Genomic DNA, 26,074 nt, shown 5'->3' with positions numbered 1-26,074 from the left:
AGCGAAGGCCTTTGGAAGTGTTACATGTATTGCTCTTTAGATCCTGCTCAAGTTTTATCCTTTGTTCATCTTACCTCAAAAAAATCATGCTGCAAGCACACTCATTGACGCTTCACTTCAACAGTGGCGGAGAAGAATGTAGCCCCGTTGCCCATGTCCGACAACCGATTGGACGTGAGTGAATTCGCTCGCTGCTTCTTGCCTTCACCATCCCACCATAAGCCTTGGCTGATGACGGTTCCCGGCAGCATGGCTTCACTTACCTTGGCGGTCAGTTCGATGCGTCCACGATCATTCCATACGACCACTGCATCTCCATCCTCCACGTTTCTGCGGGCAGCATCCTCTGGATGTATTTGTAACAGAGGCATCTTTTCCAAACGCTGGTGTTTGGCTGAATTGCCAAAGGTGGAGTTCAGGAAATTATGGTTTGGCGGTGACAGGAACATCAATGGATAGGTATCGGCAGGTCCAGCCGGATTTTCGCCATCATAGCCTTCAACCAGAGCGCTATAGGTAGGGAGCGGCGGAAGCCCTCGCTGTTCCATCGTCTCCGAATATAATTCAATTTTGCCTGAAGGTGTGGGCAGCTGATCCAGAAATGCAGCATGTGGCGTCATATCCAGCTTCACGAATCGGTGTTCCTTCAGTCCTTCCAACGTAACTCCATTCATGTAAGGATTGCCTGTATCCTGGAGTGCGTCCTTAATCATCTGTTCCGGCGTTTCTCCGAAGATTGCAGGATCGTACCCCATGGCCTGCCCAAGCAGGGAAAACAATTCCACATTGCTCTTGCTCTCCCCAATCGGTGCAATCACCGGCTCTTGCAGATGAACATACTGATGCCAATAGGAGGCATACAGGTCCGTCGCTTCAAATGAAGACGTGGCCGGCAACAAGATATCTGCATATCTCGCTGTATCCGTCATGAACAGATCATGTACAACCGTGAACAGATCTTCCCTTGCAAAACCTCGCTCCACTCGTTCCGTATCCGGTGCCACCACCAGTGGGTTGCTGCAGTAGACCATCATGGCCCGGATCGGCTGCTCCGCTTCCAGCAGCGCTTCACCAATCCGGTTCATATTCACCACCCGCGGCTCCGAATTCTCCCGTAGCTCTGGACGCTCCAGCGCGTCGCTATTCGTGCTCGCGTAGCTGTTGGTACGAACCGCACCGCCGCCCTGCTTCAGCCATTGCCCCGTGATGGCAGGCAGACATGCAACACTACGCACGTTCATCCCGCCATTATCATGGTGCTGGAGGCCATTTCCAATGTGAATATGAGCTGCCTGTGCGTTGCCGTATAGTTCGGCCAGCTCCACAATCGTCTCTTCCGGCACGCCCGTAATGCGTGCAACGCGTTCAGGGGTATAGCTGCGGACATGATCACGCAGTGCCTCATGGCCCACCGTATACTTTTGCATAAACGCTTCATCCGTCAGTCCACGTTCGAACAGCACATGCATCAAACCCAGCGCCAGTGCGCTGTCTGTGCCAGGGTAAAGCGGAATAAACCAGTCGCCCCATTGGGCCGTACGATTACGATGAACATCGATTACGACAATCTTGGCGCCTTTCTTGCGGGCTTTCTCCGCCAAAACGACCTGATGCATATTTGTACTGACGATATTCCCGCCCCATACCAGAATCAGATCCGCATGCTCCGTATCTTCCGGCACCGTTCCATGGTTGGCTCCCATCGTATATTTCCAACCTGTATTCCCGGCCGCATTACAGATGGTCTGCTCCAGCACACTCGCACCTAGCGCATTAAAGAAACGTCGATCCATGCCGTCTACACCAAGAATGCCCATGTTACCGTAGAAGCTGTAGGGCAGGATACTCTCAGGCCCGTAGGTCTCGGACAATGCCGTGAATTGGATCGTAATCTCGCGAATCGCTTCATCCCAACTGATTCGTTCGAACTTTCCTTCGCCCTTGGCTCCAACACGTCTCATCGGATATTGCAGACGCTCGGGGTGATACACCCGCTCAGTCATATTTCTGACTTTATTACATATGGCACCCTTCGTTATCGGGTGATCCGGATTGCCTGCCACCTTCACAATTTTGCCGTTCTCTTTATGTAGTAACAGACCACAAGTGTCTGGACAATCGAGCGGGCATACCGCTGCAAATACCCCATTCTCCTGATCGATCATTGTATGGCTCCCCCTCTTAAAAATCTATCCCTATATCATATCTTCTTCGAGGTTATCGCGTAAAGAGAACAGTATGTTTTTGCTTCATTTTCACCGCTATAGCGACTTTAAAATATTTTCAAAAAAAGTTTTGCCAATTGATTCAACTTCAGAATTCAGGGGTAAATTAAAAACAAGGCATTAGGCTAGTGTTTCCCCACTTCCTCCTCATGCCATATCATGGACCACTCCCGAAATTCGCCATGAACAGGTTTCGTTCCCCCGAACCTTTTCATGGCGAATTTATTTTGCGTCAAACTCCAGTAAGTACTCCAAAAAAAGATTCCGACCTGCTCCATCACAGCATATTCGCCATGAAAACAGCAAGATCAGAATCCTTTTCACTTCTATGTGTACATGAAGCGTGAGTATCAGGTCGTGCATTGTAGTGCCATTCCGCTACGCCTGCTTGCTCAACATCACTCTGGCCTCGTTCTCCACAGGTTCGATCGACGTTGCTACCTCTGGTTTCACTTTCGGCTCAACTTGACGCAGGTACACCACCCAATAGGCTGCAGCCACAAACAGAGCACCTCCCGTCAGATTGCCGAGCCATACCGGAATGAAATTCATCACATATTGGCCCCACGAATAATGTCCTTCGAAGATTGCCGCCGGAATGAGAAACATATTGGCCACAACGTGCTGGAATCCAATGGCCACAAACGCCATCGTTGGAAACCAAATGCCCAATACCTTGCCACTCATCGTATCCGATGCATAAGATAGCCACACAGCCAACGCGACCAGCCAGTTACAGCCGATGCCGGAGATAAAAGCTTGCAGGAAACCGTCATGCAACTTGTGACCTGCCATATCCACCACTTTCGCCAGATATACACCCTCTCCAGTCAAACCCAGCACATGTCCAAAGGCATATGCGACAAAGATTGCTCCAAGGAAGTTACCTATCGTTACTAAGGTAAGATTCTTCACCATGCTGCCTACCGACAGCTTGCGTGCGATCGTAGCGAGCGGAACAGCCATCATATTGCCTGTCAGCAATTCACCGCCACCTATGAGTACTAACATCAATCCCACCGGGAATACTGCTGCACCGATCAGATTAACCAGACTTCCCCACTCAGCAGGAGCAGATGCAATCACCCGAATATCCAGCAGAAACCCCAGCGCAATAAATGCCCCTGCCAGGAAACTAAGTACGAGTACAGAAGATACCGGGTTTTGAGCCTTCTTCATGCCTGTTTGCGCCGTATATTGTGCAACCTCAAGAGGTGTTTTTGCTGCCATATCATTCATCCTCTCCTTCATTGTTCATCGTGAGATAAAACCATCTGAATTTCATTATTTATGTGTTGAATGCCTTATCTCAATTGTATAATGGTACTGTGTCAAACTTTGTGCATTTTATCACAATGATGTTTAAAAGATGTTTTTACACTCATTTGTAAATGTTTATGGGCGCAACAATATGTTACATCTTATTATGTAGCTCCGAACCAGCATCAAAAAAAGACTGACGATATCATCGCCAGTCCTTGTGCATTTTAACCATGTATTCCATACACTTTTCTGCTTGCTTAGCATCGATTCTGCTTCCTTACACCATTGCTGGTGCTTTTACTTCTACCGGTGGCAGTGCTTGCAGACCAGCCGTGTTCAGGAAGTTCCACGGTTTGTTGTAATGTGGCTGGAAGAAGAAGTCGATGAAGGCCAGCTCATCTACGGTCATGTTGTTTTGGATGCAGACCGAGATCGTATTAATCGATTGAGTCAGATCAACCTGGGACATCACCTGTGCTCCAACGATCCGACGCGTAGCCTGCTCATAGACCACTTTGAGCAACAGTTTCTCCGCCGTTGGCATGAACTCCGGACGATAACTGTCTTCCAGTAAGACAGATTCTACAATCAAACCTTCGTCAGCAGCAGACATTTCCGTCATCCCTGTACCCGCGATATTTTGCTCATAAATTTTGATACCAGATGTTCCTTGTGTACCCATGTACGGTGTCGTAGGACGCACCAGGTTACGGGCTACAAGTGTACCCATCCGCACGGCGTTAGTTGCCAGTGGAATGTAAGATGCTTTGCCTGTCGGGTTGTAATGAATAGCACAGCTGTCACCCGCAGCGAAGACGTCTTTTTGACTGGTTTGCATATATTTATCCACGATGATTGCGCCGTTTGGCAGCATATCCACTTGGCCTTTGAGCAGCTCGGTATTAGGACGGAAACCAATGCACAGAATAACCAGATCAGTTTCGAACTCCCCTTTGGACGTAATCACCTTGGTCACTTTGCCATTCTCTCCAGTAAACTTCTGTACCGTTTGACCAAGAGCCAGCTTGATGCCGCGTCCAGTCAGCGTATCTTCAATCGCATCCGTGAATTCAGGGTCCAGGTATTTATTCAAAATCCGGTCCACACTGTCAATCAGGGTAACTTCCTTACCGTTCATTTGGAAAGCTTCCACCAATTCAACGCCGATATATCCGGCACCTACAACGGTAACACGTTTCGCATCTTTGGCTTTTTCAATAATGGTGTTGGAATGATTGTAGTTTTTGCATAGTAAAATGTTATCCATCTCGATGCCTTCAAGCTTCGGAACAACAGGCCATGAACCCGTTGTCACGATCAGTTTGTCAAACGTATCTTCAAATTCTTCCCCGGTTTGCAGGTTTTTAGCCTGAAGGGTATGGCCCTTGGCATCAACTGCTGTCACTTCATGAAGCATCTTGGTCTCAACACCAAGCTCTGCCAATTGATTAGGCGAAGAATAGAACAAACCGTCAGGGTCTTTCACAACCCCACCTACGTAGAGCGCAATGCCACAAGATAGGAAGGAGATGTTGTCATTGCGCTCATACACGGTGATGGTAGCATCCGGGTACAATTTGGCGGTATTTACGATGGCTGCGGTTCCTGCGTGTGTACATCCGATAACTGCGATTTTCATTAAAAGTTCCTCCTCGAAATATATAAATGAGTTTGAATATAACGTTATTATAGTTGTGAAATATTTCACTTCTCATTCGAAACTGCATATGTGATTAATTTCACTTTATACACTCATTATAATGTGATCTTTTTCACATTGCAATAGGTTGAGCAAAAAAAACTTGTCGAAGGAGGTCATTCCCTGTCTTTAAGCCTTTCTTCCCTTCATTGTATTGATTTCATTCTCCCCGGATTCGGGTCGGTTTATGCTATGCAATGGCTTCCGCGATCCCTGTATCGACACAGTATGGATATAAATAATCAAAGAAGCCCGCCCTTGCACATGCAAGGACAGGCTTCTCAAACGTTCATGTATTAACCAAGCAATTTCTCGATATCTGCAATCATGGTCTCCGGGGATTCTTTCGGTTCAACACGACCCACTACTTCACCTTCACGGTTAACAAGGAACTTGGTAAAGTTCCATTGGATGTCGCTGGTTTCACCTACGCCAGGTTGCTGCTCCTTCAGGTATTGGAACAGGGGATGTGTATCTGTACCATTCACATCTACCTTGGCAAACACCGGGAAATTCACACCATAATTAATCTGGCAAAATGACTCGGCTTCCTCACTTGTACCTGGCTCCTGCCCTCCAAACTGGTTACAAGGGAAACCCAGTACAACGAGACCCTGATCGCGATAACGATCATAGAGTTTTTGCAATTCACCGTATTGCGGGGTTAGTCCACACTTGCTGGCTGTATTGGCAATGACCAATACCTTACCTTGATACAGATCCAGTGAGACTTCCTGGTTGGCGGTGGTTACCGCTTGATATGAATATACGGACATGACTGATTCCTCCCATGACAAGTGTTGGTTTGGGCTGCTCCGAGCATGTAATATAACCAATGTACTTACAGCCTGTCTTATTATTATAAACCTGATCCAATGCGATTACCAAATTCCGGGTCTGCCCGTCCCCTTTGCTCTCCCCGAGTTGAAAATTCCCCATCAATGCAAAAAAGCCGCGTGCGTTAGCGCACAGCGGCTTCATTCTATAATGTAAGGACCACATATGGCCCATTTCGTTAACTTCCTGTCGCTTGAACACGTGGTTCTGTCCGTCCTCCAGCATGAACCATCGCACTGTTCATGACCATTTGTTCCGGCGGCTTCGCTTGCTGGCGTTCACCTGCAAGCGCGTAAGGCAAGCAGAGTGGTACACCCGAACGCGGATCAATCACGATATCTGCTTCAATGTTGAATACTTCACGAAGCACATCCGAGTTCATCACTTCCACAGGTGAACCATGAGCAATGGCCTTACCTTTTTTGATACCAATCATGTGATGTGCATATCGGGAAGCATGATTCAAGTCATGTACCACCATAACAATGGTGCGGTTCGCTGTTGCATTCAGCTGCTCCAGCAGTTGCAGTACTTCAAGCTGGTGAGCCATATCCAGGAACGTTGTAGGCTCGTCCAGGAAAAGGATATCCGTCTCTTGAGCAAGGGCCATGGCAATCCAGGCACGTTGACGCTGTCCACCGGACAGTTGATCAATCGGACGATCGTGGAATTCTGTCATGCCTGTCACTTCAATAGCCCATTCAATCATGCGTTTGTCTTCCGCACGCATGGAGCCAAATCCTTTTTGATAAGGAAAACGGCCATACGATACCAGTTCAGTAACGGTAAGTCCTTCAGGGGCTGTTGGGTTCTGTGGCAAAATCGCAAGTTGCTTGGCAACTTCACGCGTGGACTGTTTATGGATGGACTTCCCGTCGAGTAATACATTACCTGCTTTTGGTGCCATAATGCGTGCCATCGTTTTCAGGATGGTTGACTTCCCTGATCCATTGGCTCCAACAAGTGCTGTAATTTTTCCTTGGGGAATCTGAATATTCAGATCCTCTACAATTAGTCTTTCCTCATAAGCGATATCCAGCTTGGTCGTCTCCAGACGAAACATGCGATCATCCCTCTCTCATTTATCCCGATTATGTAATCCGGCTATAACAACGAAAACGAAATTGTAATTTGTATTTCCGACGCAAATATCTTCTACACTAAAGATACTGATAATCATTATCATTTGTCAACATGAAAATGCAAATTTACTGCTTGTTCCAAGCTTTATTTGGACCTTTTTAAGCAAATTGGCGTTCTTCTTTACGATTACATATGAGAGCTTTTCTCATTCCTCACGCGTATTTCATCACTGCTGCTCATCCTCGCACGCTTGAATCGCTAATTTTGTGTCAAAATTGTGAATGAATGATTTTTTTTCATGTGATTGCTGCATCCGGGATGTGAATCAAAAAAAGATGACCTTGAAATCTAAGTCCAAGGTCATCTCACATACGCTCATTTAATAAGGTATGAAGTCAGCATTTTTCATTATTGGATCACAAGACACTTCATAAATCTATGCAGCTTGCTCATACAAAATAACTTACAGCTTCGGCTTCGGCATCAATTGGATTACGGTCATCCCGCCCTGAGTACTCTGCACACTGGCAATACTCTCAGCATCAAGATCTGCTGGAAGATCGGTCTGTAATCCATACGGATAGAGACGATCTACATCTGCAATAGACATCTGTGCAGGAGTGGTTGCATCCTCTTCATTGGATACGGATGTGTCAGGAGATGTCGAACCTGTAGTCGCTTGATCTGCATCGGTGCCTTGATCGGTGTCTCCACTCGCAGCATTAGACGATGCATTTGTACCGGTATCCGTTGTTGTGTCGGTAGCAGGATCAGAAGTGGAATCACCCGATGTTGACGGGTCTGCCTGCTGATCACCATCCTCCGCCTGCTCTCTGTTTCCCATGTCTCCCGCTGAGGACCCACCCGTGCTTCCTTCGGAAGTACTTCCTGAACTACCATCGGAAGGATCTTGGCTATCTGGTTCCTCATTGCGATTAAAGCTCTCCCACTTGCCTGTAGCATCCAGCTCCTGGGTACTGCCATCTTTCATTGTCAATTGAAGTTTGCCTTGCTCAAACTCCGTGCTTCCCGTATCGTTCCTGAAACGGATTACCAGCTTGGCAGGGGATTCCGTACCCTCCTGTTCACTCGCAGGAATCATATAAGCAATCTGCTCCGCGAGCTGTACCTCGGGTTCAGCCGGAATGGCAGGCTCCTGGGTAGATGGAGGGGATGCTGCTGGCGGCTCTACAGAATCTTTCATCCATGCATATGTACCGCCAGCAATACCCAGAACCAGAATTAAGAGGAGTAATCCAAACAGATTTTTCCTTTTACCCGTTAACATCCGTACCAGTGGAGAGGACAATTCCGTCTTCGCACGGTCATAGGTCGGTTTCATTGTCTTGACCGCTCTCGCATAATACGGTTTGAACGCCGACTTCGACTTGAAAGCTTCACGGTCATGGGCCTTGAAATACGCCACGATGGCATCCGCATATCCTTTATGCGCATTGGAACCCCGGACAAACATTCGATGATCTCCTGACCATTCGAAAAATGGATACAGCCCTTCAGCACGACTTGCATTGGTGCGGACGAATTCAATCAGGCCAGGGTAGTCCAATCGGTTGCTACCGCTTCCTCCCCGATAAAAAGCCATCGGCAAAGCTTCATAAGCCGCTATTCCCGGATGAGCCTGCAGCTCTCCGGCAAGCCAGCGACGCGTCCAGCGCTGAAGTTCATTGCGCTCTGCAAGAGAGAGTGCCTCCAGCTCTTCTTCGTCACTGCTTTCACCACTAAGCCACGCTCTCGCAGCCAGCATTATGTTCGTTCGAGTCGATACATCCGAGCCCTGACGTGCCGCCCACTCCCGTACCTCATTGCCATGCTGCAAAATATCAATGCTGAGCAGCTGTTCACGATTAACCCGTTCCAGATCCAGATCCTGAATCATAAACAGGTTAATGACATAAGCAAGCTTGTCTGCTAGGCGGGTTAACTCCTCCTGATATGCCGGATCTTGACTGGCAGAGGAAGATTTCCCTTTTCGATTAGGGCGGGCTGTAGATTCAGACTGACCAATTCGTGCCGTAATACCTGTATCATACATACTTTCAGCTGGTACCCGATCCAGTATGCTAACGCGCTGGAGCGCTTCATTCGCAGACTGCACCGGACTCGGTGCAGAACATAACCGTTCACGCAGCTCACTGGCGATCCGCTCCAGCAAGAAGCTGTAATGGATCGCAGATGGATGGTTCGTAACCCATCTTTGGATCACTTCCACAACGTTCGCTGCCGATTCGGTACGTTTCAGCTGATTGTCCAGATAAGGCTCGAACAATAACTTGGTGAGCGATTCATTGGCCAGCACTTTATCAAAGAATGCCCGATTCAGCTGCGTATCCCGATCCAGCACAGCATACAGTTCCTGCACAGCACGCATACGCTTCTGGGCGCGGGCATTATTCACACCGTAGATGAAATAGTCCACAATCCAGGATTGCACCACGGGTGCGGCAACACTGAAGTATTCTCCAATGCGAGCAGCGACCGCTTCTTCGGGTACATTCTCACGCTTCACGCTGTCCAGTTCACGGCTGAGCAAGGTCAGGAACAGCTCGTTTAGACGCGAACGCTGCTGTGCTCCACCTTCCGGCTTCAAATAGGTCAACAAGCCACTCAGGACATGGCTTTTGTTATCGAGGTACAGATCTTCCAAGCCTTGTTCAAGAGCATAGAACACTGAGAGTTCGCCATAGGCTTCAATGGAAAGCTCCCGTCCAGGCTCCATGCCAGACAGCATTTCGTCCGCAAACGTATAGAACGAATCCGCAGCACGAGGTTCCTGCAATAAAGCCCAGGCGAATTCCGCATAAGGTAACTTCGCCACAGATGCATCCGCATGTGTCACTCTGCCGGATACCAGATCAAAGGTGAAATCCTTCTCCGTATTCCGGTCTTTTGGACGCAACGTCCCCCGCTCTACAAACTGGACATGGATGCCCTTCTTGGCCTGCGGCTCCTTGGCAAACGTCATGAATCCCAGTTGCCGCCGGAAGGCGTATGGTAACGCTGTGTACAGCAAACGTAACAATCCTTTGGCCCCTGCAGTCACTTCTTCTGGGGGAAGGTCCAGCGCAATGTATACTTTTCTGCGTGTCGCTATAGACTGCATCACCGCATAGAGAAGGCGCTTGAACAGCACCTCGTTCATCTTCAAGGCGCTGAGCATTTGGCTTGGCGATGAATCTGCACTCAGACTGCCGCCAGGGTGAGCATCTCTTGCCGCGCCCTGTCCACTTCCAGGTAACATAGGCAATTCAGCAAGCGTAGGCAGTACTGTACCTTGTTCGATGTCATAGGATGTGGCGAACACGGCATCCAGCCAGCCGCCTTTCTTCATCTGCTCTTCCGAGCGTTCGGGGGACAAGACGTAATTATGAGCAAAAAAGGCACTGCGCAGCCCCGTGAAATCCGCAGCCTGGTACACATTTTGCCCAAGGATCGTCTCTCCACTCTCCAAATGAAGCAGATGAATGGAGGCTGGAAACTTCGTCTCGTCCTTCTCGCTACGGCCTGTCAGCTCTGCTGGAGCGTCATAGACACAGTAGGGGTGAAGCACTTTTTTGATAAAAGAAGGGTCCAGTCCCGGCGATGCCGCAACCGTATCAAACCCCTCTGTTGTGCGAAACACCCCGCGCCGCTCTCGGGTATACAACTGTTGTTCAATGGGCGGGGTTACGGAAGAACGCATCATCCCACTCTCCCCTCAATGTACTTCAGCTTGTACAGCAACCACAGGAAGGGTTCATCCACACGAATCGGGCTAACCACACCCTGCAATTTCATATCGACCGGATTGCTGCCCAGCGCAGATACGGCGAAATAAGCTGTATCCTTGAAGTACACATCCATCGTGCCCTTGAACGGACGATCAACTTTCTCGATAAAACGCCGGATCTCTCCGTCGATATTCTCGAACTCGGTTAGGTCGAACCAATCACGGTGAACCATGTTACGGAACACATTACTGTTGGATTTGATATAATCCCCCTCTTCATCCTTGAGGGAATGCAGCATGTCGCTTTTCGTGAGCACCACGGCTGTTGGAATATTCGTCTTGGCTTTGTCCTGATACGCGATAAAATCTCCAAACATCGTCAGCACCACGTCACGTGGCTCATCGTATCGTGGTGTCCACTCTCCCGGCTCGTTGCCAAGGTTAATGCGGATTTTGTCCCGAATCGAACGAATCTGAAGCGGGTCCACCATGAACAGGATACCTGCCGAGTTCTTGATGTGCTGCCCGTGAAGTCCAAGATAATCCTGCTCCACCATACCTTCACCCGCAACGTCAAAAAACACCAGTGTCAGCGGCGCTTTATCTTCGTCCTTGAACACAAACTGGAAGATAAACGGCTCCTGCAACTTTTCCTTCTGTGTAGAATCCAGCAGATCGCCCCGTTCAAACAACGGTTCTTCATAATCCGCACGGAACCGGCGGCTGATCTCCGCATTCAGTGGCATGCAAGCCGCGTCAAAATGATCTGCCGTATAATGCTGCAACGTATGAATCAACGAAGTCATGTAGACGGATTTCCCCACCTGGGATGCACCGATTATGGAAATGATATTGCTCGGCGCTTTACCTGCTGTAACAGGTAACTCGTTATGACACTGCGGACACAGCCGGCGGCGCGTAACGACACCATACCGATCGTTCAGACCCATCACGATGTTATCGGAATAAATCCGATGTTCCTCCGGTACATCATGTGGAGCCAATACCGCCTCCATATCAAATACCGTGTCGAGGCCGAATCTTTCACGATACCGATTCAACTTCGCATCTTCCCCGAGTGCGTAGTCCTCATCATCATCGCGGTGATGGGCGGCGCGGAACACCACCTCTTCCGGTGAAAACTTGCTGAAACAATAAGGGCATACAATATCGTAAAACAGCGGACGTTCCTCCGGCTGTTGTCTCTTCAAAAACCGACTAAAAAAGCTCATAGCCACTCCCCTCCCCTGATCAGTCAGACTAAGGTGATTTACACTCGCACTACGATGACAGAGTAACATTCCACTCGCTAGTCCAACTATCTAGTCTGATATAAGCCGATAGGCGGCTCCATACTTCGGTCCGTCTGTGAAGAATAACCGCACATAATCATCCTTGGCAACTTCAACGGGCGGCATCTCATTTCTTCCGGGAGCAAAATCACTCACAAAAGGATACACCGTGCCATCTTCCTTATTCAGCGGGACCCCGCCCTGCTTGCGAACATAACAGAGGGCTTCCTTCGGAACAGGTACTTCCGCTGTAACGGTGATCAATACACTTTTTCGTTTCTGAAAAAAACCGCTCTTGTAGCGAATGGAAAAGCGGATATCCGCCTTCCCTGCGCTTGCAATCACCATGTTGTCCTCGTCTCGCTGACGGATCAGCACGGGCCCGTCTTCCTGCATCAGACACACATACACCGTGTACTTGATGGCCCCAAAACCCGTGATCCGATCCGTGTAACCATTGCTCGCCTTATATTCCTCTCTCGTGTACAGCTTCAGCTTGCCCTGTGCAAGCTCTGCCCCGGTACGATCATCGCTCATCATATCCAGCTCCAGCCGTTCCACATACACAGCTTCTACTGCTTCCGGCCAGAGCCAGCGAAGTGTACAACGCCCTTCATCCACCGCAAGTGTCAGTTTTCGAATCAAAGGTGTCGAAGGGTCTGCATCCGTAAACCGCATTTCCATTGACCTCCCGACGTTAGAATCCTTTGCTGCGTGTATCTCTTGCTCTCTGACCGAATCCTTCGGCAGAAGAAGTTCCACCGCCAGCTTCACGACGACCCCTGCTCTTCCGCGGCGTGTTCTCCTTGATCGGAACAATCCAGGAGAACAGGGTCAGTACGCCAGATAAGATGAGCATCGCACCAAGTCGTACGAAGGTATCCCCCACGTTCGAACCGTCGAGGCCCCATTCCAGCAGCAACCCTGCCAGTAGACCAGACACTGCACCACCAATACCAAAGCTGAGCGCGAGATGACGATTATCAAATACGAGTCCGAGTGACACACCCAGTGCTACTCCAATCAGCAGCACGGCAATGATACGGAAAATCGCCAGATAAACGCTATGCTCCATCATGCCTGTACGCTCCGTCACCAGCGTCCGTTCATCAATCGTATCGTAGATCTGCTGGAATGCCAGATTCAGACCACCGGAATCCGGTACATCATAATACATGCCACCTGTTTGCTGGGCAATATTACGCAGCAGGTCCGTTCCTGATGGGTCCACCAGGCTTAGGCCGACTGTATTGATCGATATCTGTTCACTCGCATATTGGGACAAAATATCTGCCGTATCCGCTTCACTGAAGCCATCGGATAACAAGATGACAACGGTACCGCGTTTCGGGTCCTGTTTGCCCTGAATCAGTTCCATGCCTTCCCGCAGCACGGCATCAAAATTGGTACCGCCCGAAGTCGTGACAATGCCATCGATTTTGCCATAAACCTCATTCTTGGCCGCGTCACTATCCAACGCAATAAAGGGTTGCAACAACTGCGGCTGGTCATCAAACGTAATGACCGCTACCTGTTTGTCACTCTCCATTTGGCTGATCAGTGTCTTGGCTGCTTCAAAGCGTCCGTTATCCGGATCTGTCCCGCTCATGCTGCCCGAGTTATCGATCATCAGTACGATGTCCTTCACTTGCTTCACACCGCCCGGATTGATCTGATACAGCAATTGCAGCGCGAGTCCAACAACAAACAACAGAGCCAGCGTTGCCGGAACAAGCAATTTCCACGACAGTCCCAGATACCGGAGCTTCCATGAAGCGCCATTCAACTTGGGCGAGATCATCTCTGCGATCAAACAGAACAATCCTACACTGAGCGCCAGTACGCCAAAGTATAAGCCCATCAGCAACAGACGCGGCATCTCCCCAAGCCATTGACGCAGCATGATTTCTCCTGCCGCAAAGCCCACTGCCCCGCCAATCAGGCTGAACAGGACCAGGAGAAGATTGATTTTTCGCTGCATGTCCACATGCATCCTTTCCATACCAGCCCTAAACAGGCTGAGTTAATACAAGATTGTAGCAAGGTGTCATGACATATCCAGACGTCTTAACGGATGGGTGACAACTTCTCCACCAGACCTGTGGGGTGAAGTTCATATCCATTCTCCGTATACGAGTCATAATATACCTTGCCGTTCCGATACACCATGAGATCCTCCAGATGGAAACCTCCCATCAGATTCAGCTTCTCCACACCACTGCTGCGTTCTTCGTACACCACACCCAGCTTGTAGATGCGTGACGTCTCTTCGGCATGCGCCGCGTAGTCCATGAAAGCACTATGATGATCACCAAAGAAATACTTCTCTTCATACCGATGTTCCTGCGTATAATCGAATACCCGTACCCGAACGACCGCCTGATCCTCCAGCGTGTGGTACAACCTGCGGAACAGATCATCCCGGGTTAATACGTCTTTGTCTCCATAGGCAATGGTTACATTGGCCCGCTGCAACAGCTCTTCTTCAAATGGCAATTGCAACGGCTCGGCCGTAAGCAGCAACGAGTGACATACCTCCATCAGACGTTTCAGCAGACGATCATCACCTTCTGTGGCGAGCTGGTTCATGTCTCCCATGTAACGGTCCTCAAACCATACGTCCCGTCCGCGCTTGGCTTCCAGGTCGGTGATTAGCTCTTCCGTCACTTTGCCGTAGTACTCCATCACGTTCTGGCCGATGTATTCATCGGCAGCCGCGATACTTTGGGTTGCTGTCTCTCGCAGTGTGCGTTCCAGCGCTTCAAGGGCTGCTGTGACGTGGCGACTAAAACGGTGAAGCTCTTCCATCTCCGTATCGTAGATGCGCAGCAGATGTAATTCATTTTCCAGTCGCAGCAATTCTACCTTGGGTACATACACTCGCTCCAGCATGCAGTCAATCAGATTGCGCACATTCTGTTTATCACGGAACAACGCTCGTTTGAACGACTGATCTTCCACTCGCTCTTGCTGACGTTGTTCCAGCAGAGCACGTGCCGATTCAAGCTGCATCGATTTATCCCGAATCAGTCCAAGCAGCGCTTCACGTACACTGCCAGGCTCACTGTCACTCCAGGCTGCCCACTGGAAGTAACCAACCTCTGGATGCTCCGCGCGGGATTGTTCGGCCTGACGGCGCAGAGAGCCGCCAGAGCTGCGCTCACGCACACGCTCTTCGACAAGACGGACGACGTTATCGCGGAAGTACGCTTCAGCTCCTTGTCCAAACAGCGCTCTCTCCGCTTCACGAAGCGAGAGCGTCTTCAGATCAGAGAAACTGACGTTATGCGTCATGATGCCACTCATGCCACTAACCAGATCTTCATTGGGCAGCAGACCTTCGACTTTGCGTTCCACCGAGGCCGCGTCCAGTCCAAAGAAAGCGAGCTTGTCCTTGATGCTCCAGTCCGGCTCCTGCCGCATGCGTGCAAGCAGATACCGATACATGTGATATAACACCGCCAGTGCAATCGGCTTGTTTGGCCGCCTGATCTCGGCAAAACCCGCGCTTGCATAACCATGCTGATCAGAGGTGGTACGAATATTGTTTTTGAAGGATGTATTGTTGTACGTGTTCGCTCCCGTGCTTGAAACACTACCCGAGTGATCTACATCCTGCTTCCGGTTCTTCAGCAGGCAGATGCGGCAGATGATCTCGGCATTTTCGACCCAGCCACCGGGAACGCCGGTCCCACGCTCATTTTTGTCAGACAACAGATACACCAGATCAAACAACGGTGACGCGGGATGTGTAACGGGAATGGATATCCCATCCTCTGTTACCAGCAGATTACCGCTGAACGTGTAGTCCAGGGACTGCATATAATCCAGCTCCCGTAAGAAAGCAAGCCCTGCTGCGCTGGCATATCCGAAGGAATCCACCTGTTCCATCTCGCTGACCAATACATGCAGATCTGTCTGCACCGACTTGAAGGCTTGGGACAAAATGATCTCCGTCAGCTTGGTGAGCTCTGGCAACAATACATTCAACGGATCATCCGCTCTGGTTACCACCGTAACGTAAATTCGATCAAATGACGAGTACAGCCGCCCATATTCCGCAATTCGGTTACTGACCCGCCGAAGCGTACGATTAAGGTCAAAGAGAGCCTGGTCCGATTCGTGGAAACTGCGATGTACATCCTTACGCCGTGTTTTGGATGGTCGCTCCGTCTGCCCAGCGGACAGAGGCAAGCAGTGACGAGTCACCTGACCGTGGTCACCAGATGAGCCCTTGCCATGGCTCGCTCCGCCTAAACGATCCATGCGAGAGTTAGTCGATGTGTAAGCTTGATTAGGATAACCATGGTCATTCGCACTTTGCTCAGCTGCAGATCCCTGATGTTCATCTGCCTCGTCTTCCGTCCCGATCTGAACGTAAACCACACCGTCTCCGTTATCCCACTTCAGCCGATTGATCTCCTGCACGGCAGACACGGCAGGTGCAACCAGATCACCCACGAAAAGGAACAAAGCCGGGTAATGGATACTGCTGCGTCCATCACCCAGGCTACCTTGACGTTCCTGCTCGATTGCATACTGTGCTGCATACTTCTCCAGATCACGCTTCAGGGTATTGTTCGAATTGAACTCCATCCCGGCCACCATCTTACTTCAGCCTTCTGCGAATGTCGTTCAGCTTGGACGACATCGTTCTGTAGAATTGGTAGATGTCTTCTCCGTTAGCCAGTTCTACCCGTTCGTATTCCAGACGATCACGTGATTCCATGAACAGCGCAGCCAGATCATCCAGCTTTGTCAGCAATGGAGTGATATCTTCTGAAGCCGTCAGATCGTTATCCCGACGGGAGGCTTTACGCAGCAATGTACTGCGATCCTTCTCCGCCAGGCCGCGGAAGTTACCAAACACTTCATACTCGGCAAAGTTACGGCTCTTCATCAGGTTTGCAAACGGCTCCCATGCATCTTCTTCCGGATCACGGTCATAAACGTAGAGCGCACCTTTTTTGACGATGGTGTCGGTATATAACGCTTCAATGAAGCGGTCATACCACTGCTCTTCGTCCTGGTACTGGGCGAGAATGCCTTCGAGTTCGGCAATTTTGGCCGAGATGGCATTCATCTTCGCCAGTTCCTCACGTACACGCGCGATCAGCTGCGGAGAGCGTACCAGGTTTTCTTTGGCCATATCTTCATTAATACTGCCGAAAATATCCTTAACCCCTACACGCGGCAACCCTTCGGATTGCAGACGTTTCAGCTCAATCACGGCCCGCTTCACTTCGCCGAGGTTCGGCGTGGTGGACGTCAGACGCATGTCGTAAGCTGCCAGTTTGGCGGATAAGTCAAATGCTTCTGTTGTCACAATCGCATACCGGTTGCTTGTATTCTCATCAATGGATTTGGCTGTCACGATGTTGTATCCAAGCGCCTGCTCGAACTCGTTACGCACACGGGCGTTATACTGCTTCACGCGGGCGTTCTCATACACATCTCCCCATGATTTCTCCGGAATCGGAGACGGCAGATAGGTCCAGTTGTTTTTCTCCGTTTGCACCAAGTGACGACCAATGCCTTCTTTGTCCAAAATGGTACGTTCATAACTTTCCTCATATACCTTGAGCGGTGTATACACAAAGAGTGGTACCCCGTTGCGGGTGTTCAGCCAGAAGATCCGGTTACGCACTTCACTTTCCTTCACGGTAAAATGGGATTTGCCTACCGCATTGTTCTGATAATTGCGAATCCCTTTCAGAATGCCCGGCGCCTGTGCCGGTACCGATACAAATCCCCATGAAGGGAAATGCAGACTGCCCGTACTGTTGCTCAGATTGAATACCGGAACGGCCTCATCATCCAGCTTGCCAGCAATGAAACGTTCCACGAATTTCTCGACCGACTCATCCTGACCGTATTTGATCACCAGGAAATCTTCCATGGAACGCGTAATCAGATCACCGAATTTCTCACTCAGGAAGTCCGAAATGGAGCTGACGATATCAATCTCGTTTTCTTTCACCCACTGGCTGGAGTTTTCCAGCAATTCACGGGAGAAGTCACGGATTAGATCATCTGTATCGCGCTTATCCAACAGCCCGTCCACCACACTGACGATATCCGGTACACTTACGACGTTCCAGTAATATGTCTTGTTGCCTTTGTGATCGGATTGTTCCTCGCCTCGTGTCAGCAGATCGCCGTTCTTCGCGAATATCGAGCTAAGGGCGTTCAGCGTTTCGGTAAATACGTTATAAATGCGGCTGTTTTCCTGGTTCAGCAACTCATACAGATCTTCATAGAACTCGATCATCTGATCGTTGCGTTCCACGTCGGCGTGTAGCCAGTACTCATGAATTTTTGCTTCAATATAAGCATTCTTTTTCTTCTCTTTGGAGACAAAAGCACTCTTCGCATCGCCCAGTTTCTCTTCGGACTGCTCCTGAGCCGCTTCAATATCACGCGGAATGCGGAAGGCATTCTCTCGCAGGGTTTCGATGTACGACTGAATCATCTTCAGTACACAGAAACCTTTTTCCGTATAAATCAGACGGGAGACATAGAACGGACCTTGTTCGGGGTGCAAAAACATACGCCGGATCTGTTCGGTGAACTGACCGGCAATCTCGCCCGGCAGCTGTTTCTTCGCCTTGATATATTCTTCACGGGCACGCGCCAGGAAGTTCTGTTCCAGTTCGGTGTCCATATTTACAACCTGTGATTTCACCACGTTGCCATAGGATAAGCGCTCGCTGTTCTGATAACCAGGCAGCGGCTCTGGCACGCGCGCTTCAAAGGACTTGACCACACTTTCGAGATCAATGCCCAGCTTGCGGGCAAACTTCTCGGTATCCTCCTGGTTCGGTGCTTTGGAGAACATGGTGTTCATTTTGTCAAACATGCGATACGCCAGATACGTGGTCATCTCTTCGATTGGCAGTACAGCCGAAGAGGCACCGATGATGTTGTAATCATAGTTGGCCGGGTACACCTTGTTCATCTGTGCAATGTTGGTGCGAATGTTGCTGATATAGTCATGGATTGCAAACTCCTCACCCGACTGCTTCTCCTCACTTGCCATGAAGTTGGTAATGTTCTCGGCCGTGACGTTCATGCAGTAATCGTAGGCGTTCTCCAACAGTTTGCCTTCGGTATTCGTCGCTGAGATCAGATGACACAGGTTAAATGGCGGCAGTGGTGAGTTAACCGTTAAAATATTGCCGTACTTCTGTGTAAATCGCTCACCGCGGCTATCCACGTTCATCCAATAATCCAGCTCTTTGAGCGCAGCATACCCGTTCTTGCGAATGTATTCGCGCGTGTGTTCGCTCAAGCTTTTGTTGGACAGGTTCACGTCTGGCGTGAACAGATACCCAAGCGTATTGACGCGGTCAATCCCGGCAGAGCCGTGATCCCGTTCGATAATGCCGCGCACGATATAGGAAATATCGAGGAAACAACCGCTGCCTGTACCGCCGGACAGACCTGTCAGCAGGAACACCATCAGTTTTTTGTTAGTGCCTACGGATAAGGTTTTGATCTTTTTGTCGATGGCCTGCACAACCTGATTAATCTTCGTGAACAGCAGCAGACGTCCAGCCTGACGCACACCTGCGGCGCCGTTCATACCGTCGGTGATGCTCAGTTCTGGGGACAACCAGTCCGTAATGTACGGCTCCAGCACGCTGCGGTTCTGTAGAAGTCCGCCAATCTCGGCATTGGACAGCAATACGAATTCATTGATCGGATCAAGTCCGATCCCTTTATACTTTTTGGCGCGATCCTGTTCGTTTGTCTCAAAAGCCAGAAACTCCACATTGTTTGGCTTGTCCATTTTTTTCTTGGATACCGGGTCCTGTGGCAGCTTGAAACGACGGTTAATCTGATATTTGAGACGCAGCAGTGCGTCAATTCCTGTTCCTCCCAGACCGATAATCAGAATGGGGTTATCAATGGTATCGACCCGGATTTTCTCACTGACAATCCCTCCGCCAAGTGATACATCCAGTTGCTGAATATGTTCTCTAACAATCGGTTTCATTCGTTGTCCTCCTTTATTTAAACCAGTTGGGCTACAGGCTCATTACACTTGCCACTCCGATGACAGAGTAACCTTCCGATCGCTGTTATCCTCAGATTTTTTCGATTCTCTTTTTCAAAGGTGAAAATCTGAGGATAAGCGTATGCTTCCGATGCAGCTTTCTTTCAGAAAGCTTTTAGGCGAACGCTTCGCTTCTTCAGGTTTTCTCTGTCCTCTCCGTTCTCGTGTAAACAATTATACCCAACCTAAATTTGCATTCCTTTTAAACCAAATAATCCTTCACACCAAGTACTCGATCAAAATTGTTTTGTCCGCCTGTTGCAGCGGGATGCTCAGTCGGTCACCGTTCTTCAGTTCAACGCCTGAGCTTGCATCGACTGCACGACCAGATTTCTCCAGCGTACCGCCTGCGGTGTTACGGATGATAATTCGATCCCCATTGCTGGGTGTAAATACATATTTTTCGGTTTCCTTCAGCTCAGGGTCCAGTTGCAACAACTGATGCAGATGGAATCTGCCGCGGAAAGATACCAACTTTTTATATTGTGGATAGGACTTGTCTCCCGTGTTCTCATCACGAATCTCCACAACCATCTGTCCTACAAATCCCCGGTTTTTGCGTTTCAGCCAGCCCATCAGGAACCAGGCACCAACACCGACCACAATCAGGGCTATAACACCGAGTATGACAGGTAACCAAGGAAACGGTTTGTCCTGTTCACTGCCAGATGTGGTCGGTTGAGATCCGCTTCCGGCTGTTCCGCCTGCGTTGATCGTAATTGGCGCACTTTCACGGTAGAAGCTGTCTTCTTCCGCACGGATGACCAATTCATAGTTATGATTGTCTGGTACTTCAAACGTTCCGGCAAAACCAGAACCTGTGTTTTCCAGCGATTGTTCTTCACTCTTGCCTGTATCCACATCTTTCACGACTAACGTGGCCTTCATGTCTGCATACAGATCATTATCCTGAAGCGGCTGACCGCCATTCTCCAGTTTGGCTGCTAGATCAACCTTGTCCCCTTTGGTATAGGACTTGGTCTTAATCGGGTCCACAACGAGCTGAAGATCATAGTTGAACAACAGGTTGATATCGATGCTGTCTTTCGGAGCCCCTTTTACCCGAAGTTTCCAGTCTCCCTCTTGGGGTTTCAACAGCTTCACGAGTGAATAACTCTTCGACGTTGAGAGCTTTGCTGCGTCCGAGTTCAGGTCCACGGCTTGTCCGGAAGGGTCCGTCAATTGCACTTCCACTGGCTTCGAGGACATGATCGAAATGTTTGCTTCCAGCACACTGTCGTTTGGCACGTTCACGGTAACTTCCTGATAACTGCCGTTTCCCGTTACAGAGGGCAGCTTCACCACATTCAGTTTGGCATGATCGGCGAAGATCTCACTCAGAATCTGTGGCAGATCATCCGGCGTATCGGTAATAAACGACTTGCCTCCAGTCTGCTTCGCGAGGTCTGCGAGTGCATCCTTGTTCAGCTTCCCATCCGCGTTCAGTCCAATCGTATACACCGGGATACCCTGATCCTGTGCTTCCTTCACGGATTTCGCCAGATCAGCGTCCGATTGTGCCTGTGTACGACCTTTGGTTTTGTTAAAGTCATTGTTACCATCCGCCAGAAGCACGATCATTGGCGAGTGAGCTGGGTCTGCCCCATGATTCAGTATGTTCATGGCTTCGGCGACACCCACCGAGACATCGGTATATGGCCCCCGGCCAAGCTGATCAATAAAATCCTTCAGGCTGCTCTTGTCCGCATCGGACTGAATCGTAAGCATCGCCTTTTCCCGCTCCACCTGATCGGTATAAGCGACAATTCCTACCTTGTCCCCCTGGACCGGCAGCATATCAATAAACATTTTCATGGCTTCATTACTGATCTTGTCACGGTCACTTGTATTCATTGAGTTACTTACATCGGCTACAAGTACCGCATCAATTCCGCTTGTCTGTGCCTGAGCCGCTGCAGCTTGTGGCAGCAACGCTTGAGGTAGCAGTAGCGTTAGAATAGCCAGCAGAACCATCGTCCCGCTGAGCCAGCGTATTTTGCGTGTCCGCAGCATTGGGTGTACTCCTTCACGTTTGAGATTAAAATGGGAATAGTTTATTATAGGCGTCAAGCCTTAAGGAAATCTTAACAGTCTACTAATAAATTCTGAAAAGCACCCCTATCTTGAGTTACAGTTTTGTAATGACTGACAAAAATCGACGATTTCACGCCTGTCACTGGCACAAAAGTACCAACTATGGAAATATGATATAGTTATTGCCAGCAAACTGCAATATAACAGCGCTTGTTCACCAAGCCATAGAAGGGAACGGATTATGGTTACATACGGATGCCTCGCCATATTGTTTCTTTTTGTCATTATAAAGGTAATTTCACTTCAGCTTCATCGGCGGAAACCGGTCTCCCGCGAAGACACGGATCGTACCCTCTACACTATTCTGAATGGTGAGCGTGATTGAGCATGAGTACTAAACTAGTTGTATCCATACGACCATTTCAACGAACGACCCATGCCTATGAAAAGTTGCAAGTCTGCAGCCGTTGTGGACAGTATACCTGCCTGTGGGAAGAGGAGTGCACGGCCTGTGGCCGGGGTACACTGAACTCCGTTCAGGCGAAGGCAACTTCCCGAGTGAAACGCCGAATTGCACGCGACCTGTTCATTACGATCTTGTTCGGTGCAGCGGCCACCTATTTTGGTGAAACCATAGATCAGACCATGGCGGCAGCCAGCGTTTCCTTGCTGCTTCTGGCCTTACTGATCTTCATGCAGAAACGTTCATTCGAGGTAGAACAGCAGCGCGAGTTGAAGCGCATGTTGGAGCAAGATGAGGAACTCATCCGCCAGGGCATCAACCGCAACTGGGCTCTGGTCGCCGAAGCCCGCAAGCAGGATGAAGCACTCGCCTATGAGATGCTCCGCGAGATCGGCTCACTCGTCTATAATGACCGGATTCGACTGCAACAGGTTGCACTGTTACAATCCTTTGTCCTGCGCAGTGATATGGATCTGCAGCTCAAGCCCTTGCTGTTACGCAGCTTCGAGCGGTTGCTGGCTGAATATATCGGTGAGATTGCACGGCTTAAGCCGGATTTGATCCGTGAAGATGCGATTCGTTATATCGCGACCTATGAAGTGAACATTTTACAGCTCCACAACGGAATTCAGATTCTTACAGCCGTAGCTGCTGCTGCCGTGCGCAAGAGTAAATATATTGAGTTATTCCCTAGTCTTATTACCCGCTACGCCCGCTTTATGCCCAAGGATCGATTCATGCGGCTCTATCACACGATTGAACGCTATCCAAGCAAAGCACGTGGGGGTCTGGCGGAGTCGGTAGGCCGGGTGTATAACGAGAAATATCGGGATCAATACGCAGATGTTCAGCTGTAGGGATGATATATTGAGAAAGAAAAACGTAGTTTAGTGCAAACTCATTCCCTGTATATAGACGAATGCAATTTCATCCACCCCTGCATGCCTGTCCGCACCACAGATCGAAGGTTATGCTTCTAATGATATAAGAATTCATCCAAAAACACCCCATCCTTAGGTCTAGGATGAGGTGTTTTGAATTTTATGGAAGTTTTCCGAGTGCTACCCTTTTTACATGATCAAAAGGACAACTACCCAAATGGCATTTTTATGGAATGAAGCAGGCACGCGCAGACAGGACTCGCAGACGACCAAAACAATAAGTGCAAGCGATCATCTGTCCTGTTGAAAAAGGGCCGCGACGTGGTTCCGTCGCGACCCTTGATCTGAGGTTTCGGTACATCTGTACCCGAATCCTCTCATATGTGCCATGCCAAACGCTGTGGCATGGCATGGCGCCTGCGCAGGCGCGGCTATATCGCCGCTTGCGCCAAGGTTTTACCGTCCGCGACGAGAATCGCGACGGTCGCCCTTCGCCGGTCCGCGTCCTGCGGATTCCGGACGGCGAGAGCCTTCGCTGCTGCGCCCGGAGGTGCGCTTGTCGGCGCTACGGCCAGCCCAGCCGCTGCTCGCTGCACCGCGTCCGCCTTGGCCCGCTGCACCGCGACTGCTGTCGCTGCTGCGCGCGGAACCACGACCTGCGCTGCGCTCATCGCCACTGCGACCTGCACTGCGTCCGCCTTGACCTGCTGCACCGCGACTGCTGTCGCTGCTGCGCGCAGAACCACGCCCTGCGCTGCGCTCGTCGCCGCTGCGGCCACCGCTACGTCCGCCACTGCGTCCACCCTCACCACCGCGGGAACCACGACCCCCACGTCCGCCATCTCTGCGATCGTTACGGCCTGCACCGCGACGGGCACTGCCCGTTCCGGAAGAGCGTCCGCCTCGTTCGTCATCCCCCTGACTGTTGATGGAACGTCTGGCTGCTCCAGTCGAAGCAATTGGACCTTCGCTCGTCCACTGGATACGGGACAGCTTCTGGTCGATCCCTTGTTCAATTCGTGCAAGTTCCGGTCTGTCATGCTCTGTAGCAAACGTTACAGCAAGACCTGTACCTCCTGCGCGGCCCGTACGGCCAATCCGGTGGATATAACTTTCCGCATCATGCGGCATATCGTAGTTAAATACATGCGTTACGCCTTCAACATCAAGTCCACGTGCAGCTACATCTGTAGCAACCAGCACTTGCAGTTTGGCATCACGGAACGCTTTCATTACGTTCTCACGCTTGGATTGGGACAGATCTCCATGAAGTTCATCACTTGCATAACCTGCTTCACGCAGATCTTGGTTCAGCTTGGATGCACGACGCTTGGTCCGGCAGAAAATGATCGCGAGGTATGGGCGATACGTATCAATCATGCCGCGAAGTGCTTCTAATTTACCGCGATCCGTACATTCCAGCACTTGCTGACGAATCTGTTTGATCGGGATAACTGATTGGGAAGATACTTTTACATCTTCCGGATCTTTCATATAGGTCTTCGCCAGATTGCGAATGCCCTTTGGCATCGTTGCTGAGAACAGCATCGTTTGGCGTTTGTGTGGCAGCTCGCTAAGAATCGTCTCCACATCGTCCAGGAAGCCCATGTGCAGCATTTGGTCGGCTTCATCCAGCACCAGTTTTTTCACATTATCCAGCTTCAACGTGCCACGGCGCAGGTGATCCAGGAGACGCCCCGGTGTACCAATAACGATCTGGGTACCGTTCTGCAATTTACGCAGTTGCTTGTCCACATCCTGCCCGCCGTATACGGCAAGTACGTGCAGTTTATCGTCGTTAGCCGTGAGTTTCTTCGCTTCTTCCGTAATTTGCAGCGCAAGCTCACGCGTCGGCGCGATAATCAGCGCTTGCGGCGAACGGTCGGATACATTAATTTTCTGAATAATCGGCAGCAAAAATGCCAGCGTTTTCCCTGTTCCTGTCTGTGCCTCGGCGATAATATCGCGTCCACCCAGCAGTACCGGAATCGAACGCTCCTGTACCGGAGTCGGCACGGCGATGCCCTGATGTTTCAGGATCTCGCACCATTCCGGGCGTATGCCCAGTTGTTCAAAGTTTGCCAATCGTTACACCTCTGTATATTCATTTAGATAAGTCCATTTCATAATGACTTCAGTATCAGTATCTGCCATCAAGACTAGTTTTCCTTCGTTCAATCATGATTATGAAATGAATTTTTTAAAAAGCAATCCACTCGTTGCTCTTCTTCTCCATACCCTGTAGTTTACACGTTAGTCAAGCAAAACAAAAGGGGATACAACGTTACCCCCCTAACTTGTAGCACAAAACCCCGAGATCCGTGTGACTTGTATCAACCAAGTGAGTTTGAGGATGATTGTAAGAGTAACAACAGAAGACCTCTACGAAATCAGGATGAGTGGAACAACCTAGGCACTAATAAAAACAGCGACGCTTCTCCCCAACTTACATTGGGAAAAGTGCGTCGCTGATAAAATAATAGACTTCATAACTTCATTTTCATTACTTGG

At 49.9% G+C, this 26,074-nt stretch carries 14 protein-coding genes; 1 reads left to right on the top strand and 13 read right to left on the bottom strand.

From position 1 onward, the window contains the following. Positions 1–101: 101 nt before the first annotated feature. The 12 genes from ACE3K2_RS19905 to ACE3K2_RS19850 all read right to left on the bottom strand — a co-directional run bounded on the left by ACE3K2_RS19905 (position 102) and on the right by ACE3K2_RS19850 (position 22,198). Positions 102–2,165, bottom strand: a complete 2,064-nt coding sequence (locus tag ACE3K2_RS19905) for a molybdopterin-containing oxidoreductase family protein (RefSeq protein ID WP_421894057.1) — start codon at positions 2,163–2,165, stop codon at positions 102–104. Positions 2,166–2,603: 438 nt separating this feature from the next. Next, the gene (locus tag ACE3K2_RS19900; protein ID WP_421894054.1) at positions 2,604–3,455 is read right to left on the bottom strand and encodes a formate/nitrite transporter family protein; all 852 of its coding nucleotides are present in this window, start codon (positions 3,453–3,455) and stop codon (positions 2,604–2,606) included. 310 nt (positions 3,456–3,765) lie between these two features. Next, positions 3,766–5,127: an FAD-dependent oxidoreductase gene (locus tag ACE3K2_RS19895; protein ID WP_421894051.1), complete on the bottom strand. Its 1,362-nt coding sequence runs from the start codon at positions 5,125–5,127 to the stop codon at positions 3,766–3,768. A gap of 356 nt (positions 5,128–5,483) precedes the next feature. Next, positions 5,484–5,963: a glutathione peroxidase gene (locus tag ACE3K2_RS19890; protein WP_421894048.1), complete on the bottom strand. Its 480-nt coding sequence runs from the start codon at positions 5,961–5,963 to the stop codon at positions 5,484–5,486. Positions 5,964–6,202: 239 nt separating this feature from the next. Next, entirely contained in the window at positions 6,203–7,087 is an 885-nt protein-coding gene (locus tag ACE3K2_RS19885) for an ABC transporter ATP-binding protein (RefSeq protein ID WP_091036119.1), read from the bottom strand. 483 nt (positions 7,088–7,570) lie between these two features. Beyond that, the gene (locus tag ACE3K2_RS19880; RefSeq protein WP_421894044.1) at positions 7,571–10,810 is read right to left on the bottom strand and encodes a hypothetical protein; all 3,240 of its coding nucleotides are present in this window, start codon (positions 10,808–10,810) and stop codon (positions 7,571–7,573) included. Then, entirely contained in the window at positions 10,807–12,066 is a 1,260-nt protein-coding gene (locus ACE3K2_RS19875; protein ID WP_024632789.1) for a TRAFAC clade GTPase domain-containing protein, read from the bottom strand. Before ACE3K2_RS19875 ends, ACE3K2_RS19880 begins: the two co-directional genes overlap by 4 nt. Positions 12,067–12,156: 90 nt before the next feature. Then, complete coding sequence (locus ACE3K2_RS19870; RefSeq protein ID WP_421894041.1) at positions 12,157–12,804, bottom strand: beta-mannanase; 648 nt, start codon at positions 12,802–12,804, stop codon at positions 12,157–12,159. A gap of 19 nt (positions 12,805–12,823) precedes the next feature. Then, entirely contained in the window at positions 12,824–14,107 is a 1,284-nt protein-coding gene (locus ACE3K2_RS19865) for a vWA domain-containing protein (protein WP_421894038.1), read from the bottom strand. 86 nt (positions 14,108–14,193) lie between these two features. Then, the gene (locus ACE3K2_RS19860) at positions 14,194–16,734 is read right to left on the bottom strand and encodes a transcription initiation factor TFIID (protein ID WP_421894035.1); all 2,541 of its coding nucleotides are present in this window, start codon (positions 16,732–16,734) and stop codon (positions 14,194–14,196) included. Between the two features lies 1 nt (position 16,735). After that, a complete protein-coding gene (locus tag ACE3K2_RS19855) occupies positions 16,736–20,125 on the bottom strand; it encodes a tubulin-like doman-containing protein (protein ID WP_421894032.1) in 3,390 nt (1,129 codons plus the stop codon). 279 nt (positions 20,126–20,404) lie between these two features. Next, complete coding sequence (locus ACE3K2_RS19850) at positions 20,405–22,198, bottom strand: vWA domain-containing protein (protein ID WP_421894030.1); 1,794 nt, start codon at positions 22,196–22,198, stop codon at positions 20,405–20,407. A gap of 408 nt (positions 22,199–22,606) precedes the next feature. Here ACE3K2_RS19850 and ACE3K2_RS19845 point away from each other — a divergent pair, with 408 nt between their 5' ends. Further along, positions 22,607–23,539, top strand: coding sequence for a hypothetical protein (locus ACE3K2_RS19845; RefSeq protein ID WP_421894028.1), 933 nt, complete (start codon positions 22,607–22,609; stop codon positions 23,537–23,539). A gap of 480 nt (positions 23,540–24,019) precedes the next feature. Here the strand turns inward: ACE3K2_RS19845 and ACE3K2_RS19840 are convergent, their stop codons facing one another. Continuing rightward, positions 24,020–25,648 (bottom strand): DEAD/DEAH box helicase, encoded by a 1,629-nt coding sequence (locus tag ACE3K2_RS19840; protein ID WP_421894025.1) that lies wholly within the window; start codon positions 25,646–25,648, stop codon positions 24,020–24,022. Positions 25,649–26,074 lie beyond the last annotated feature (426 nt).

The organism is Paenibacillus sp., from assembly GCF_048976745.1.
Taxonomy (GTDB): domain Bacteria; phylum Bacillota; class Bacilli; order Paenibacillales; family Paenibacillaceae; genus Paenibacillus.
This window is presented reverse-complemented; position numbering and strand designations above follow the sequence as displayed.